Source organism: Amycolatopsis sp. NPDC000009, assembly GCF_055563465.1.
Genome location: NZ_JBVHDI010000001.1, coordinates 1 through 15,049 on the forward strand (window position 1 = coordinate 1; position 15,049 = coordinate 15,049).

The 15,049-nt window shown below is 69.5% G+C and carries 15 protein-coding genes and 1 rRNA gene; 9 read left to right on the forward strand and 7 right to left on the reverse strand.

Annotated elements, in window-relative coordinates; all coding sequences use genetic code 11:
- Nucleotides 1-91: ribosomal RNA gene (gene rrf / locus ACZ3HL_RS00005) — 5S ribosomal RNA — on the forward strand; the annotation flags it as partial.
- 437 nt (nt 92-528) lie between these two features.
- Here the strand turns inward: rrf and cobF are convergent.
- The gene (gene cobF, locus ACZ3HL_RS00010; RefSeq protein ID WP_465422218.1) at nt 529-1,299 is read right to left on the reverse strand and encodes a precorrin-6A synthase (deacetylating); all 771 of its coding nucleotides are present in this window, start codon (nt 1,297-1,299) and stop codon (nt 529-531) included.
- Between the two features lie 96 nt (nt 1,300-1,395).
- On the opposite strand from cobF, the gene ACZ3HL_RS00015 reads away from it, so the two are divergent.
- Genes ACZ3HL_RS00015 through ACZ3HL_RS00025 form a run of 3 tightly spaced genes read left to right on the forward strand, consistent with a single transcriptional unit; the run spans nt 1,396 to nt 3,994 of the window.
- Nucleotides 1,396-1,602 (forward strand): heavy-metal-associated domain-containing protein, encoded by a 207-nt coding sequence (locus ACZ3HL_RS00015; RefSeq protein ID WP_126729947.1) that lies wholly within the window; start codon nt 1,396-1,398, stop codon nt 1,600-1,602.
- Nucleotides 1,599-1,760, forward strand: a complete 162-nt coding sequence (locus tag ACZ3HL_RS00020) for a hypothetical protein (RefSeq protein ID WP_465527672.1) — start codon at nt 1,599-1,601, stop codon at nt 1,758-1,760. The genes ACZ3HL_RS00015 and ACZ3HL_RS00020 overlap by 4 nt, the downstream gene beginning before the upstream one ends.
- Complete coding sequence (locus tag ACZ3HL_RS00025; protein WP_465527674.1) at nt 1,757-3,994, forward strand: heavy metal translocating P-type ATPase; 2,238 nt, start codon at nt 1,757-1,759, stop codon at nt 3,992-3,994. Before ACZ3HL_RS00020 ends, ACZ3HL_RS00025 begins: the two co-directional genes overlap by 4 nt.
- Here the strand turns inward: ACZ3HL_RS00025 and ACZ3HL_RS00030 are convergent.
- The gene (locus ACZ3HL_RS00030; RefSeq protein ID WP_007034631.1) at nt 3,945-4,226 is read right to left on the reverse strand and encodes a metal-sensitive transcriptional regulator; all 282 of its coding nucleotides are present in this window, start codon (nt 4,224-4,226) and stop codon (nt 3,945-3,947) included. The genes ACZ3HL_RS00025 and ACZ3HL_RS00030 overlap by 50 nt on opposite strands.
- Before the next feature lie 169 nt (nt 4,227-4,395).
- Here ACZ3HL_RS00030 and ACZ3HL_RS00035 point away from each other — a divergent pair, with 169 nt between their 5' ends.
- On the forward strand, nt 4,396-4,758 hold the full coding sequence (locus tag ACZ3HL_RS00035; protein WP_465422215.1) for a YciI family protein: 363 nt from the start codon (nt 4,396-4,398) through the stop codon (nt 4,756-4,758).
- Here ACZ3HL_RS00035 and ACZ3HL_RS00040 read toward each other — a convergent pair.
- Nucleotides 4,755-5,423, reverse strand: a complete 669-nt coding sequence (locus ACZ3HL_RS00040; protein ID WP_465422214.1) for a M protein — start codon at nt 5,421-5,423, stop codon at nt 4,755-4,757. The two genes, ACZ3HL_RS00035 and ACZ3HL_RS00040, sit on opposite strands and share 4 nt — an antisense overlap.
- A 212-nt stretch (nt 5,424-5,635) precedes the next feature.
- On the opposite strand from ACZ3HL_RS00040, the gene ACZ3HL_RS00045 reads away from it, so the two are divergent.
- Nucleotides 5,636-6,331 (forward strand): maleylpyruvate isomerase family mycothiol-dependent enzyme, encoded by a 696-nt coding sequence (locus tag ACZ3HL_RS00045; protein WP_465422213.1) that lies wholly within the window; start codon nt 5,636-5,638, stop codon nt 6,329-6,331.
- On the opposite strand, the gene ACZ3HL_RS00050 is transcribed toward ACZ3HL_RS00045, so the two are convergent.
- The 4 genes from ACZ3HL_RS00050 to ACZ3HL_RS00065 form a co-directional block, all read right to left on the reverse strand.
- Entirely contained in the window at nt 6,332-7,666 is a 1,335-nt protein-coding gene (locus ACZ3HL_RS00050) for a copper resistance CopC/CopD family protein (RefSeq protein WP_465527676.1), read from the reverse strand.
- Complete coding sequence (locus ACZ3HL_RS00055) at nt 7,663-8,238, reverse strand: hypothetical protein (protein WP_465527678.1); 576 nt, start codon at nt 8,236-8,238, stop codon at nt 7,663-7,665. Before ACZ3HL_RS00055 ends, ACZ3HL_RS00050 begins: the two co-directional genes overlap by 4 nt.
- A 117-nt stretch (nt 8,239-8,355) precedes the next feature.
- On the reverse strand, nt 8,356-9,042 hold the full coding sequence (locus ACZ3HL_RS00060) for a winged helix-turn-helix transcriptional regulator (RefSeq protein WP_465422210.1): 687 nt from the start codon (nt 9,040-9,042) through the stop codon (nt 8,356-8,358).
- 41 nt (nt 9,043-9,083) lie between these two features.
- Nucleotides 9,084-9,923 carry an AfsR/SARP family transcriptional regulator gene (locus tag ACZ3HL_RS00065; protein WP_465422209.1) on the reverse strand — a complete coding sequence of 280 codons (840 nt, stop codon included), beginning with the start codon at nt 9,921-9,923 and terminating at the stop codon, nt 9,084-9,086.
- A 221-nt stretch (nt 9,924-10,144) separates the two neighbouring features.
- On the opposite strand from ACZ3HL_RS00065, the gene ACZ3HL_RS00070 reads away from it, so the two are divergent.
- The 3 genes from ACZ3HL_RS00070 (at nt 10,145) to ACZ3HL_RS00080 (ending at nt 14,968) form a co-directional block, all read left to right on the forward strand.
- Complete coding sequence (locus ACZ3HL_RS00070; RefSeq protein ID WP_465527680.1) at nt 10,145-12,418, forward strand: TOMM precursor leader peptide-binding protein; 2,274 nt, start codon at nt 10,145-10,147, stop codon at nt 12,416-12,418.
- A 42-nt stretch (nt 12,419-12,460) separates the two neighbouring features.
- Nucleotides 12,461-13,906: a SagB/ThcOx family dehydrogenase gene (locus ACZ3HL_RS00075; protein WP_465529052.1), complete on the forward strand. Its 1,446-nt coding sequence runs from the start codon at nt 12,461-12,463 to the stop codon at nt 13,904-13,906.
- 159 nt (nt 13,907-14,065) lie between these two features.
- Nucleotides 14,066-14,968 carry a helix-turn-helix domain-containing protein gene (locus ACZ3HL_RS00080; RefSeq protein ID WP_465422207.1) on the forward strand — a complete coding sequence of 301 codons (903 nt, stop codon included), beginning with the start codon at nt 14,066-14,068 and terminating at the stop codon, nt 14,966-14,968.
- Nucleotides 14,969-15,049 lie beyond the last annotated feature (81 nt).

The window sequence follows — 15,049 nt, forward strand, 5'->3', positions numbered from 1 at the left end:
GCCCGGTCCCATTCCGAACCCGGAAGCTAAGCCTGACAGCGCCGATGGTACTGCAACCGAAGGGTTGTGGGAGAGTAGGACACCGCCGGACTAACATTAAAAGAAGGGTCCAGGCCCCGGTCGAGAACCACGAGTTCTCCCGGGGCCTGGACCCTTTCTCCATACCCACACCCGCCACCCACGCGACCACACCCGCCACACACGTGACCTGACACGTAACTCGCGTGTCCAGGGCCGTAACTCGCGTGATCAGACGGACGACACGCGTGATCAGACGGACGACACGATGTTGCCCGGGGCCATGCGCCGTGTCGTCCGTCCGATCACGCGTGTCGTCCACACAAACACGCGCGTCGTCCCCCTGATCACACGAATGACGGCCCTGGACACGCGAATGACGGGCCCCATCACGCGAGTTACGGCTCTGATCACGCGAGTGGCGGATTCAGGCACGCGAGTGACGGGGTTGGGGACGTGGGAGAGGGCCGGGCACGGGAGAGGTGGAGGGGAGCGAACGCATTTAGAGGACTAAATGCGGGAGGGGCCTGGGCGGCGTAGGTGGTAGATGTCCATGATCCAGCCCTTGCGGGACCGCGCAGAGGTGCGGACTGAGCGGATCTCCGCGGCGAGGCCGGCGGTCAGGGGGCCGGAGAGCAGGAGCTCGTCGGGCGTCCCGAGGTACGCGCCCCAGTAGATCTCCAGGCCCGTGTCGGCGAACTGGGAGAACGTGCAGTTCGCGTCCAGCATCACGAAGACGTCGTCGACGTCCGCGGGCCAGCCGGCTTCGAGACGGCGGCCGGTCGTGACCAGGACCGGGCGGCCGATCTGGTTCATCGTGGTCCGATGCCGGGACGTCAGTGCGGCCACGCTGCTCACGCCCGGGATGACGTCGTACTCGAACTCGACGTTCCCCCTGGTGAGCACGGCGTCCAGCAGAGTCAGGGTCGAGTCGTAGAGGGCGGGGTCGCCCCATACGAGGAACGCGCCACGCTCGTCGGGGCCCAGGGAAGCGATCATGTTCTCGTAGACGTCGGTCCGGAGCCGGTGCCAGTCGGCGACGGCCTTCCGGTAGTCGTCCGGAGTACGGTCGCGTTCGGGGTCCGGTGCCCGGACGACGCGGTAGCCGGGCCGTTCGACGAACCGGTCGAGGATCTCCTGGCGCAGAGCCGTCAGGTCTTGCTTCTCCGAGCCCTTGTCGAGGACGAAGAACACATCGGTCTCGTTCAGTCGCCGGACGGCCTGGACGGTCAGGTGTTCCGGGTCGCCGGCGCCGATGCCGATGGCGGAGATCTTCCTCATTTCCGCAGTGTCCCCGCACCCTCTGTGCACACCCCTACCCCCACGGGGTATAAAGGAACTGATCGCTCCACCTGTCCTGTAGAGGAGTTCGTACCGATGGCCGAAACCACCTACACCGTCAAGGGCATGTCCTGCGGGCACTGCGCCTCCTCCGTGACCGAGGAGGTCAGCGGGATCGCGGGCGTCAGCGCCGTGAACGTGGACGTCGCCAGCGGCAAGGTCACCGTCACCAGCGACGCGCCCCTGGACGTCCAGGCCGTCGACGCGGCCGTCACCGAGGCCGGTTACCAGCTCGTCTCGTGAGCACCGCCGTCAAGGTGTCGGCGTTCGCCGCGGCTCTGGTCGCGGTGTTCGCCGTCGCCTGGGCGATCGGTTCCGCCGTCGGGCCGCTGGACGAGCCGCCGCCCTCGCCGGCGCCGGCTAGCGAGCATCACGGACACCATCCGGGAGGCACGCCGTGAGCGCCGCGACCTCCCAGCGGGTTGAGCTGGCCATCGGTGGGATGACCTGCGCGTCCTGCGCCGCTCGGGTCGAGCGCAAGCTGAACAAGGTCGACGGCGTCTCCGCCTCGGTCAATTACGCCACCGAGAAGGCGCAGGTCGACTTCCCCGCCGCGCTGTCGGTCGAAGATCTCGTCGGTGTCGTCGAGTCCGCCGGCTACACGGCCCAGCCGCCCAAGCCCGACGAAGACGAAGACGAGACAGGCGCGCTTCGTACGCGGCTCGTCGTTTCAGCCGTGCTCGCCGTGCCGGTGATCGTGCTGGCGATGGTCCCGGCCTGGCAGTTCACCTATTGGCAGTGGGTCTCGCTGGTGCTGGCCGCGCCGGTCGTCACCTGGGGCGCGTGGCCGTTCCACCGGCCCGCCTGGACGAACCTCCGCCACGGCGCCGCCACCATGGACACCCTGATTTCGCTCGGCGTCGTCGCCGCGACGCTCTGGTCGCTGTACGCCCTACTGTTCGGCGCCGCCGGGGTACCCGGCATGCGGCACGGCTTCGAGCTGACCATGCAGCGCGGGTCCGGCGCGGGCAACCTTTACCTCGAGGTCGCCGCCGGGGTGACGACGTTCCTCCTCGCGGGTCGCTACTTCGAGGCCCGGTCCAAGCGCCGCTCCGGCGCCGCGTTGCGGGCGTTGCTCGACCTCGGCGCGAAGAACGTCGCGCTCCTGAAGGACGGCACCGAAAGCCGGGTCCCGATCGGTGCGCTGAAGACGGGCGACGAGTTCGTCGTGCGGCCGGGGGAGAAGATCGCCACCGACGGTGTCGTGACCGACGGTGGCTCGGCCGTCGACCTGAGCATGCTGACGGGTGAAGCCGTCCCGGTCGAGGTGACCAGCGGTGACGCCGTCGTCGGCGGGACGGTCAACGCGAGCGGACGGCTCGTCGTCCGCGCCACCCGGATCGGCGCCGACACGCGGCTCGCGCAGATGGCACGGCTGGTCGAGGACGCGCAGAACGGCAAGGCGCGGGTCCAGCGGCTCGCCGACCGGGTGTCGGCCGTGTTCGTCCCGGTGGTGATCGCGCTCGCGGTCGGCACGCTCGGCTTCTGGCTTGGCGCGGGTAGCGGGGCCGACGCCGCCTTCACCGCCGCCGTCGCGGTCCTGATCATCGCCTGCCCGTGCGCGCTCGGGCTGGCCACGCCGACGGCGCTGCTGGTCGGCACCGGTCGCGGGGCGCAGCTGGGCATCCTCATCAAGGGGCCCGAGGTGCTCGAGTCCACTCGCGCCGTCGACACCGTCGTCCTGGACAAGACCGGCACGGTGACCGCCGGGAAGATGAGCCTCACCGACCTTTACGGCGACGACGAGACCGAGGTGCTGCGGCTCGCCGCGGCGGTCGAGCACGCTTCCGAGCATCCGATCGCCCGCGCGATCGTCGAGGCCGCCGAAGAGCGGCTGGGTGAGCTGCCGCCGGTCGACGGCTTCCGCAACGTCGAGGGTCTGGGCGTCATCGGCGACGTCGACGGCAAGACCGTCCTGGCGGGGCGGCCGGCGCTCCTCGACCAGCACGGCATCACGTTCGGCGACGAGTATTCCCAGGTCAAGAGGGCCGCCGAGGACCGTGGCGCGACCGCGGTCGTCGTCGCTTGGGACGGCGAGACGCGCGGTGTGGTCGTCGTCGCCGACACGGTCAAGCCGACGTCGGCGAAGGCCGTGGCGGAACTGAAAGCGCTCGGGCTCCGCCCTGTCCTGCTGACCGGCGACAACACCGGATCCGCGAAGGCCGTCGCCGCCGAGGTGGGGATCGACGAGGTGATCGCGGAGGTGCTGCCCGACGAGAAGGTCGACGTCGTCAAGCGGCTGCAGGCCGAAGGCCGCGTGGTCGCCATGGTCGGCGACGGCGTCAACGACGCGGCCGCGCTCGCGCAGGCAGACCTCGGCCTCTCGATGGGGACCGGGACGGACGCCGCGATCGAGGCCGGTGACCTGACGCTGGTACGCGGCGACCTGCGCGCGGCCGCGGACGCCATCCGGCTGTCGCGCCGCACCCTCGCCACGATCAAGGGCAACCTGTTCTGGGCGTTCGCCTACAACGTCGCCGCGCTGCCGCTGGCCGCGCTCGGCCTGCTCAACCCCATGATCGCGGGGGCCGCGATGGCGTTCTCCTCGGTGTTCGTCGTCACCAACAGCCTGCGGCTGCGACGCTTCAGGACCGGACCAGCCGGGCGATGGCGTCGGACGCCTCCCGGACCTTGAGGTCGGCCTCCTCACCGCCCGCTGCGGCGGCGTGGACCACGCAGGTGGCGAGGTGCTCGTCCAGCAGTTCGAGCGAGAACGACTGCAGCGCCTTCGTGGCCGCGGACACCTGGGTGAGGATGTCGATGCAGTACTTGTCCTCTTCGACCATCCGCTGCAAGCCGCGGATCTGTCCTTCGATCCGGCGCAGGCGCTTGAGATAGGCCTCCCGCTCGGTGCCGTAGCCCGTCATTCCGCACCCGTTCTCTCGTCGTTCGCCGTCGTCGACCACTATACCCTCCCCGCGTATATGCGTGGGGAGGTGGAATTCCAGGATGCCAGGATGTCGAGGACGATCCGGCGGCTCCGACTTCCCCGTGAGCGGCCGGGCACCGGCCGCCGGACGACCAGGAGGAACACCGATGAAGTACATGATCATGATCACCATGAACCCTGCCGCCTGGGACGCACTCCCCGAGAAGGAGCGCGACGAGGTGGTCGCCCGCATCGACCCTTTCATGAAGCAGCTCACCGAGAGCGGCGAGCTGCTGGGGACGCAGGCGCTGGGGGAGCCGAAGGAGAGCACGGTGGTCCGGGTGCGTGACGGCGTCCCGGTGGTCACCGACGGCCCGTTCGCGGAGTCGAAGGAGTACCTGGCCGGCTTCTACCTGGTCGAATGCGACAGCAAGGAGCGCGCGATCGAGATCGCGGGCCAGATCCCGGACGCGCATGTCAACGCGATGGAGATCCGGCCGGTGGTCTTTTCCTCGGGCGACCCCGCTTAGGTCGTGGCCGCTTCGGCGCCGGTGCGGGCTTCGGGCTTGCTCCGGCGCTGAACGGGGACTTCCGGTTTCGGTGAGGGGGATACGGCCAGCACGGAACCGGCCTCGGTGAGCATTTCGCGGCAGCCGACCAGCTGTTTCAGCACGTCATCGCGCAGGCGGAGGGCCACGTCGGCCTTCTGCCGCGCTTCGGCGACCAGGCGCTCGCTCTCCGCGGCCGCGTCGTCCAGCAGTTTCTTCGCCCGGGCCTGCGCGGCTTCGTCCCGTGCGGCCAGCGCGCGCATCGCCTCCGCGCGGCGCAGCGTCATGGCGAGCTCGAAGTCTTCGGCGATCCGCTTCCGTTCCGCCTCGGCCTTGGCGGCCTCTTCGGCGGCGCGCGCGGTGATGTCCTCGGCTTCCTCGCGGGTGAGTTCGAGCATCCGGCGCGAGCGCTCCTGCAACGCGTCCGGCGCGATCGGGACGCGGCTGATCCGGTCGACCGAGGCCTTCAATTCGCGAATGTCCTCTCGCGCGCCGGTGAGTTCGGCGGCCAGTTTCTCCTCGCGGCGGAGGGCTTCGTCTCGTTCGGCTTCCACGCGGCGTAGTTCGGCTTCCACCTCGCGAACGAATTCCCGGACCTGCGCGCGATCGAAACCACGCCACGCCAGATCGAAGCCGGGCATCTCCATTGGTCACCTCCACAGTGGTCGATGTGTCGCCATTGGGCGCTTTCTCTTGCCACACGGGGCTTTCATTGACCAGTGTGCCTGAAGCCGCGACGACACGCGCCACGGGTGGGTGGTCTTTGCGGTGAACGGTCCGCGCAAGCGGGAAGAAGGGTGAAGCTCCGCGACGGTGGGAGAATGGACGACCATCGCTTACCCCTACTGGAGGTGGCCGCGTGACGAGCAGCCGAATTCGGGTCCCTGGCTGGAATACGGCGACAGCGGCCGAAGGATATCGGCAGGTCAGAGAGAACTTCGCGATCTTGCTCGCCGATCACGCCGGCGCCGCCGGGCGGGCCGTCCCGGCATGTCCACAGTGGACCGTGCGGGAGCTGGTCGCGCATCTGGCCGAGATCTGCGATCGGGTGATCACCCGGTTCGGTGGCGAGGCCTGCCCGGTGCCGGAGACGGCGTCGGCCGCCGAAGTGCTGAAGCTCTGGCTCGAACGCGGTCCCGAGGCCGACACCCTCCTCGCCGCCGATGGCGACGGGAAGGGCCGCGGCGACATCATGGTGATGGACGCCTTCACCCACGAGCTCGATCTCCGGTACGCGCTCGGCGTTCCGCCGCCCGGGGCGCACGCCGCCTGGCTGCGGGGATTCGAAGTGCTCGTCCGCGGCCTCGGGGACTCGCTGGGCAGGCACGGACTGCCGGGGATGCGGATCGAGACCGAGGGCGCGACCTGGATCGCGGGCACCGAGCCGGTCGCCGCGGTGCTCTCGGGCGCGCCCGTGGATCTTTACCGGTCGCTCGCCGGGCGCCGGAGCCCGGCCCAGATCGCCGCCATGGACTGGCTGGGCGATCCCGAGCCGTGGCTCCGGGCCTTCACCTGGGGGCCGTTCGCCCCGCCGGAAGAGGAGATCGAGCGGTGATCAACCGGTCGGGGACATCGAGGACAGCGCCGCGGCCAGCGCGAGCACCACGGCGACGATCAGCACCTCGACCCCGACGCTGATCCGCAGTTTCCGCAGGTCGGCGGTCACCACAGCGGTGCCGCCGCGGCCGGAGATCCCGCGCCGCACGGCGTTGCGGCTCACGTTCGCCACCAGCAGCAACGCGGCGAATCCGGCCAGCTTCACCAGGAAGAGGATGCCGTAGGCCGACGTCCAGAGCGCCTCCACCGACGGCACGAGCCGGAAGCCGAGGTAGGCGCCGCTGACCACCATGATCACGATCGACCGGGTGGCGATCGGGTGGAACCGGGCCAGCGCCGGCTCGGCCTCGGCCGCCGAATACCTGCCGCGCAGGAGCACGGCCAGCTGGATCAGCCCGCCGACCCAGACGGCCATCGCGCCGAAATGCGCCAGGTCGGCGCTGACGGAGAGGAACATGATCTTGTCGGCCACCGCGTGCCCGGTCGCGGAGAAGCTCAGCATCACGATGAACCCGGCGGCGATGCCGAGATTCTCGTAGCGCGAGCGCAGCCGATCCGGCTGGTCGCCCGCGAGCAGCCGTCGCACGATCACGGCGAGCGCGACGATCGCGGCCAGCCGCAGGAGCAGGAGCTTCCCGTACGCCACCCGCAGGGTCGCTTCGATCAGCGCCGGGTCGAAGATCGCGCCCGCCCCTCGCCCGGCGACGTACGGGCCTTGCAGCAGGAACCCGGCCACGGCCGTGACCCCCGAGAGCCACAGGCCCGCGGTGATCAGCTTCCGCGCCGACGGGTCGGTGCGGCCATCCGGGCGGCAGACCAGCAGGAACACCAGCCCGCCCAGCAACGCGACGCCCCCGAAGGAGCCCCAGCGGAAGGTCGTGAACAGCGCGTCGGTCACTGGGTCGGTCCCGGTGGAGGCGGACACCGCGCCCGCCGACGTGATCAGGGGGCCGGTGCCGATCACGAAGGCGATCGTGCCGCGCACCGGATGTGAATCGGTCGAGACGAAGGCGTACTCGACGAGGTAACTGCCGTCCGGAAGGTCGGGTTCGAGTTCGACGGCGACCTCTTCGGCGACCTCGCCCGGCTGGAACACCGGGCCGGCCACCACGTCGGTGCCTTGCTGGTCGACGACCTTGATCGAGTTCGGCTGGATGCCGATGTTCTCCGAGAGGGTGAGCGAGACCCGGGCGGGGGCCGAAGAGAGCCGGGCGCCGTCGGCGGGGTTCGAGGAAAGGAGCTCGACGTGGGCCGAGGCCGGGGCCGCGGTGAGCACCGCGACCCCGAAACACGCCGCCAGCAACGCCAGTAGCGCGAAGAGCCTCCTGGTCACGACGCCGCGGTCGCCAGCTCGCGCCGGCTTTCGGGCGCGCACGTGCACCCGGTCAGCTCCCGCTCCGCGGCGGGGGCCTTCCGGTGCACGAGCATCGCGATGATCATCGGGATGGTGACGATCGTGTTGTAGAACAGGTGCAGTTCCACCCGCGGGATGAACAGCTGGATGATGCTGCTCGGCGCGGTGCCGCCGCCGAGACGCCAGCCGGTCTGCGCCTGGATCAGCAGGAGCAGGTGTTCGATGTGGTGCCAGAACTGCAACCCGAGCGCCAGGTTCCACCACTGCCGCGAACGGCCGGCGAACCCTTTGCGCAGGGCGAACAGGAAGATCAGCATGACGATGGCGTAGCCGTAGTGCAGCCATTCGGAGCTGATCAGCTTGGGGAACGGGATCCCGAGCACGCCGCGGGCGTCCGCGGTCTTCCAGCCGAGGGCGTAGATCTGGAACGCCTGGACGAGGTGTTCCGCCCAGTGGGCCACGACGACCACCGCGAAGGTGAGGAGCGCCGCACGGTGGTATTTCCCGTTGAGTGAGGCGAGCAGACCCGGACGCGAATCGAGTGTGGCCATGAAAGGGCTCCTAGGGCGAAAGACCGACCGGTGACGGATGTCGACGATATCCCGCGCACCAACGATTTCCGTTACTCCGGATTGCCGGATCCGACCTGCGGTACTACGCCGTATGGCTCAGCGGACGACGATTCCTTCGGTCACTTTGGGAGCCGCGGGAATGTGGAACAATTCCGCGAACAGTTCGAGGTATTCGAAGGCGCCTTCGAGGCGGATCTTGCCGGTTCGCGTCGCGTCGGCGGCGGTGAGGTCCCCGGTCAGGAGGTCCTTGATGAACGGGCCGAGCGGTTCGATGACCGCGTCGGCGCCGGGGTGCGCGCCCTCCGCGACCTTCAGCGCGCCGTCCTCGACGATCGCGTGCAGGAGCATCTCGCCCGGGTAGCGCAGTTCGTAGGTGACCTGAACGCCCTTGGCCTTCTCGCTCCGGAAGGTCGTGTACAGCGAGAGGATCGCCGAGTCCATCGTGAAGACGTCCTCGGGGGACGGCTGGCCGAGCGACCGCGCGCCCCAGAGTCCGAGGTCCAGCACGATCTGGTCGAGTTCGCTGCCGTACTCGGTGAGTTCGTAGACCACCGCGGCGTCGAGCTGGGGGAGCAGGCGGCGGCGGAGCACCCCGGACTGCTCGAGTTCGTTGAGCCGCGCGGACAGCGTGCTCGGCGGGATCTTGGGCAGGCCGGCCTGGAGTTCGGTGAACCGCTTCGGGCCGAGGACGAGGTCACGGACGATCAGCAGCGACCAGCGTTCGCCGATGATCTCCAGCGCCCTGGCCAGACCGCAGAACTGTCCATAGGTACGAATGCTCATCCGTCGATCCTCACTTTCGTTTCCGTTGCGGGTAGTGGTGTTCACGCGGGTTCACCCTCCGAAAGCAGGTCGTGGTGCAGTACCTGCAGTTCGTCACAGGGTTCGACGCCCAGTTCGTAGTTGAGCCGGGTGCGCACCTGACGGTACGTGGCGAGCGCGTCGGAGCGCCGCCCGCTGCGGCCGAGCACGCGGATCAGCTGCCCGTGCAGGGCCTCGTCGAGCGGGTTCGCGGCGACCAGGGACCGCAGTTCACCGATCAGCTCGTGCCGCATCCCGGCCGCGATGTCCGCCTCGATCCGCAGGTGCAGCGTGCTGCGCCGCTGCTCGACGAGGTCGACCGAGTACGCCGACAACACCGGTCCACAGTGGACGTTCGCGAGCGGCGGCCCCGACCACAGGGCGAGCGCGGAGCGGAAGGTTTTCGCCGCTTCGGTGTGCTCGCCCCGCAGGTGCAGCTCCCGGCCCCGCTGCTGCAGCTCCTGGAACTCGAAGACGTCCACCTGCTCGGGGGCGATCCGGAACACGTACCCCGGCGGTTTCGTCGCCAGCATGGTCTCCCCGTATGGGGCGAGCTCGTTCTCCTCGATGCACTTGCGCAGCTGGTAGACGTAGGTGTGCATGGTGGTGCGGACGCTGCGCGGCGGGTCGTCGGCCCACAGTTCCCGCACGATCGTGTCGATGGGGACGATCTTCCCCGGGCTCATCACCAGCATGGCGAGCACTTGCAGCAGCTTCGGCGTCGTCGGCGCGTAGTCGATCCCGTCCCGCACGAGCTCGAGCGGGCCGAGGAGGGTGAAACGGACGGGGCTTGCGGGCGTGACCGGAATCGGGTTGGGTGCCGAGCCGTGGTGCGTGTCCGCTACTCGTGATCCGGTGTACATCGCAAGCGCCCTCCAGCTCGATACGCGTCGAGACCTGATTCCCAGTACTTCGACAGTGGCAGAGCGGCCCGGCGCGGGCCAGTGAGCCGTCCACCAGCTGTCGCGTGCGTGCGTCCCGGAAGAACGTGGGTTTTTCATATCCGACGCGTGAATCGCGCACTGGCCGGGGCAAAGCCCGCCGAGCAGGATTCGAGAATCGAACCGACCTACTGGGGGTCATCATGCGCGAGGCATCGTCCACGTCCGGCTCGATCAGCGGTGGCCTGGGGTTCAAACGGCATCTACGCGCGGAGATCCGCGAGGGGAATGGTGCCTATCTGTTCTCCGAACAAGGGGTCATCGCGATGCGCGGTGCCCAGGTCGCGTCGGTGGCGGCCCTGCTCGACGGGACCCGTGACCTCGACGGACTCCTGTCCGCCCGCCCGGACGGGATGAGCGCCGAACAGGTCACCGGCGTGCTGGCCAGGCTGGTCGAGGCGGGTCTGGTCACCGTCCACGTCCCGGACGAGATGAGCGGCGACGAACGCGCGCTCGCGTACTGGGACGCGTGCGGTCTCGACGCCTCCGCGGTGGCCGGCCGTCAGAAGCCGGCGACGGCGAGCCTGACCGCGGTCGGCCGTGGTGTCGACACCTCGCAGGTGGCGAGCGGGCTGGCGGCGAGCGGGATCGAAGTGGTCGACACGGCGTCCGAACTGGCCATCGTGCTGTGCGACGACTACCTCGACCCGCGCCTGGCGGAGATCGACGCCGAGCACCGGCGTACCGGGCGGCCCTGGCTGCTGGCCCGGCCGTCGGGTTCGCAGGTGTGGATCGGCCCGATCATGCAGCCCGGCCGGTCCGGCTGCTGGCACTGCCTGACGAACCGGTTGTGGGGGCACCGGCACGCCGAGGCCTGTGTGCAGGAGGTCCTCGGGCACGACGGCCCCGCGTCGTTCCCGATGCCCGCCGTGCCGCCGCTGACCGCGGCCGCGTCGCATCTGATCTCCCTCGAAGCGTCCAAATGGCTGGCGGGACACCGCTATCCGGGGCAGCAGGCCGTGTGGATCCTGGACACCCTCGACCTGCAGGGGCGCCTGCACGAACTGCGGCGCCGCCCCCAGTGTCCCGAATGCGGTGACGCCGGGATCGTCGCCGCGCGGACGGCCGAGCCGGTGGTGCTGCGGGAGGCCAAGAAGGCGACGTCGGGCGGTGGCGGGCACCGGACCCTCACCCCGGTCGAGGTGCTCGACCGCTACGGCCACCTGGTCAGCCCGGTCACCGGGATCGTCAAGGAGATCTCCCGCGACCCGCGGGCGCCGGCGTTCGTGAACGCGTACCACTCCGGGGGGAACGTCGCACGCCGCGTGCGCGGCGAGGCGGGGTTGCAGGCCGGGCTGCGCGGGGAGAACGGCGGCAAGGGCGCGAGCCCGATCGACGCCGAGGTCGGCGCGCTGTGCGAGGCGATTGAGCGGTTCTCGGCGAACTACCAGGGCGACGAACTGCGGATCCGCGACACCTTCCGCGCGCTCGGCGAGGACGCCGTCCACCCGAACTCGTGCATGCTCTTCGACGAGCGCCAATACGACGGCCGCGCCGAGTGGAACGCCGCCCACGCCACCTTCCAGTACGTCCCGGAACGGTTCGACACCGAAGCCGCCATCGACTGGACACCGCTGTGGTCGCTCACGCGGCAGCGCCGGAAGCTGATGCCGACCGCGTACCTCTATTACGGGGTGCCGTGGGAGTGCGGGCTGACCGGGATGCGCGCGGACTCCAACGGCTGCGCGGCCGGAAGCAGTATCGAGGACGCGATCCTGCAGGGACTCCTCGAACTCGTCGAACGCGACGCCGTCGCGCTGTGGTGGTACAACCGGCTTCCCGTTCCCGGCGTGGACATCGCTTCGTTCGACGACCCGTGGGCCGAGGAGATGGTCGGCCAGTACGCGCGGGCAGGCCGGGAACTGTGGGTCCTCGACCTGACCGCGGACCTCGGTGTCCCGGTGATGGTCGCGCTTTCCAGGAGTATCGTCGGGCCCCGCGAAAACGTCATGATGGGTTTCGGCGCCCACCTGGATCCCAGGACGGCGCTACGGCGGGCGGTCAGCGAGCTCAACCAGCTGATCCCGGCGGTGCTCGCGAACGACGTCGAACTCGACGATCCCGACGCGGCACGGTGGCTCAGGTACGCGACGGTCGCGAACCAGCCGTATCTGCTGCCGGCGCCCGGCCGGTCGGCGAAACGGGCCGCGGACTTCAAGTTCGTCCGCCGTCCCGACGTCCGTGACGATGTGGAGTGCTTGGTACGGAGGCTTTCCGTGCTGGGAATGGAGACGCTGGTGCTGGACCAGACGAGGCCCGACATCGATCTCCCGGTGGTCCGGGTGGTCGTTCCGGGGCTGCGTCCGTTCTGGAGCCGTTTCGCCCCCGGACGGCTGTTCGACGTACCGGTACGCCTGGGCAGGCTCGCCGAACCGACTCCCTACGAGCGGTTGAATCCCTTCCCGATGTTCTTGTAGATCAAGCTGGAGCAACAGTTGACGACAGATCCCCCCGGCGGTGTGGCCGAAACGATCCCCCTGTGGTCGCTCACCGACGACAGCCTCGTCGAGATCAGTGAGGACGGCTCACTGGTGGTCGTCACGCGCTGGGGTGAGCACGAGTTCCCGCACGCGGAACCGCTGGTGGTGGAATCGTTGCGGCGGATGGCCTTGGGGCCGGTGTCGCTGGCGAACGTGACGTCGTCATGGGAGCCCGTCGAACGGGAACCCGATCTCGAAGGCGAACTGAGCTGGACGGCCGAGGGCGCCGACGCGCTGCGGCAGGTGCTCAAGGAACTCGGCGGCTCCGTGGTGCGGTCGCTCGGTCTCGCCGACGGCCGCGGCCCGCTGCTGTCGGTGATCCCGGTCGTGCTCGCGCCGGTGTTCGCACCGGTGGAGATCCCCGCCACGCGCCCGATCCGCTTGTCCCGCTTCAGTTCCCTGCGTTCCGACGCCGACGGGATGGGGCTGGAGTCGCCGTCCGCGCGGTATCGCGTGGTGCTGTCCCAGCCGTGGGCGGTACACGTCGCGGCGACCCTCGCGACGGCGAAGTCGGCCGGGGAGATCGTGACCACGACCGGGATCGATCGCGGCGTGGTGGGCGCGGTCGTGTCCTATCTGGTCGCCGCGGGGGTCGTCCAGGCCGCCGGGGAGGACGGCAGGTTCGCCGAAGACGACGATCCGGAACTGGGCGTGTGGTCCCCGGACGAGCTGTCGTTCCACACCACGAGCCGTACCTGGCGGCCCGGCGGCCCGGCCGACCTCGCCGGGCTCGGGACTCCGCCGGTGGTCAAGGCCCCGACCGGCGAAGGTCCGAGCTACTCGCTGTTCCGGCCGGATCTGGCCGACCGCGCGGAGACCGATCCGACGCTGACGGCGTTGCTGGAGAACGACCACAGCTGCCCCGAGTTCACCGACAGCGTGCTGTCGGCCGAGCAGATCGGCGAGTTCCTGTTCCGTGGCGCGAGAATCCGGTCGATCGGGCCCGCGCATCTGCCGAACGGGCCCGCGCACAGTGCTTCGCAGCGCCCGTATTTCAGCGTCGCCTGCCTGTACGAACTCGAGCTGTACGTGTCGGTGAACCGCTGTTCGGGGCTGGACCGCGGGATCTACCACTACGATCCGCTCGACCATCGGCTCACCCTGGTCAACGACGACGTGGCCGATCTCGACGAGATGCTCGACATCGCGATGATCGGCGGCGGCAACCACCGGCGGCCCTCGGCGCTGATCACCGTCACCGCGCGGATGCCGCGGATGGCGTCCGTGCTCGGCGGCGGCGCGTATGCCACGACGCTGGCGCATGTCGGCGCGTTGCAGCAGACGCTCTATCTCGTCGCCCGCGCCATGGGGCTGGCCGCGCACGCCGTCCCGGTGGACGCCGGCGACCGCGTCGACCGCGCCCTCAAACTCGACTGGCCCGCCGAGGTCGGCGTCGGTGAATGCGTGCTCGATCTCCCGGTGTGAGGCCGTGGGGTAGCGAGCGGGCTTTGGCGACCGTCCGCCGATAGCGCACGTTCGGACAAGACCGCGGGACCCATCTCGATCGCTCGTCGAGCCCGCTGAAATCACCGACGAGTTAGCTGGCGTACAGAGAAAAGCGACAGCGAATCCGAGGTTGGTCTGATGCAGCTACGAACAGTCGCCATGGCGGCGAACGAGAAAGGCGTCACCGAACCCGGTCGGCACCCTGAGCCGGCGTCCCCCTTGCAACCCGCGGTGCTGCAGGCCATCTCCGCGATGCACGCGAGGTATTTCGACCCGATCACCCTGAGCGACCTGGCACAGGAAGTCTTCGTCAGCCCGTTCCATTTCTCGCGGATCTTCGCGAAGGCGACCGGTGTCACCCCCGGCCGCTACCTCACCGCGATCCGGCTCTTCGAAGCGAAACGACTGCTGCTGACGACATCGCTGACGGTGTCGGACATCGTGTGCAGCGTCGGCTACAGCAGTGTCGGCACGTTCACGAGCCGCTTCACCCGTGCGGTCGGGATGACCCCGACCCAGTACCGCGACCCCGAGGTCGGCGAACTGCTCGTCGCGCTGGCCCCGCACTTCCAGCGCCTGCCGACCCTGGAAGCGTTGCACAGCGCCGGAATGGGCAGCCCCACGATGCGCAGCGGCACCGGCACGATCAGCGTGCGGGTGGAGACCCCGCGCGGGGCAGGCCCGGCGACCGTCCTCATCGGACTGTTCGCCGAGTCGATCCCGCAGTGTGGCCCGGTCGCCTTCGGCGGCAGGGCGAACGTCCTGTCCGCGGACATCGAGATCCAGAACGTCCCCGAGGGCCGGTGGACCGTCATCGGGGTGGCCGAGCACGCCGCCGGGACCGCGGCGTCCTCGTTCTCCGTGGGCACCCTGCCCGGCCGCGTCGACATCACCCGGTACGGCATGGTGCACCTCCGGATGCCGATGCGCGCCCCGTTGCCGACCGACGCGCCGATGGCGATCACCCTCGCCGGCGGCCCGGCCTCCGCCGGGAACCGGATGACCATGCCCGCTCCCGGTCACCTGCGCGCGGTGGCGTGAACGAAGTCGTTCCCGCGTTCTCCCGGATTCGCAAACCGGGAGAACGCGGACGCAACCGTGAAGTAGCTGGGGTATCTCCAC